Below are 601 nucleotides of genomic sequence, written 5' to 3'. Positions count from 1 at the left end.
CATGATCACCGGCTCGCGCAGCCCGAGCGCCAGGCACACCGCCCGCACCTGCGCCCGCACCACGAACGCGTTGATCCGGCGCAGCAACGGTGAACCGTAGAACGGCAGTGGCAGCGGGGACATCACGCGGAAGTTCGGCAGGTCGGGCAGCGGCCGCCGGACGAGCATCGCCACGCTGCGCAGCTTCCGCAGGATCTTCCTGGTCACCTGGGTGCTGCGGCCGGGCGCGGGCATGCGCATGCCGATGCTGTTGACCACCAGCACCTTCCGCCGTTCGGCGTCACCCCTGAACGAGCGGAAGGCGGCGCACTCCGGTGAGGGACGGCGAGGAGATGAACTGCACCGGGTCGCCCGGGACGGTACGCAGCGTGCCGAAACGGTCGAGCAGGATGTCCAGCGCGACCCGTCCCTCCAGCCGGGCCAACGGCGCGCCCAGGCAGAAGTGGATGCCGCGGCCGAAGCCGAGATGCGGGTTGGGGTCGCGGCCGGGGTCGAAGACGCCGGGGTCGGGGAACTGGCGTGGATCCCGATTGGCCGCCGCGAGCCAGATCATGACCATCTGGTCGGCCGGGATCGTCACACCGCCGAGCCGGGCCTCGCG

General features: G+C 71.4%; 1 protein-coding gene and 1 pseudogene. Both read right to left on the bottom strand.

Annotation, left to right across the window (positions count from 1 at the left end; genetic code table 11):
• Positions 1 to 258, bottom strand: a pseudogene (locus ACYVJE_RS23010) (family 2 glycosyl transferase); the annotation flags it as partial.
• Positions 259 to 280: 22 nt separating this feature from the next.
• The coding region (locus tag ACYVJE_RS23005) for a cytochrome P450 (protein ID WP_461146126.1) at positions 281 to 601 on the bottom strand (321 nt) is incomplete at its 5' end.

The organism is Salinifilum aidingensis (assembly GCF_054782015.1).
Note: the sequence above shows the minus strand (reverse complement) of the source record. Positions and strands in the feature narration are given on the sequence as shown.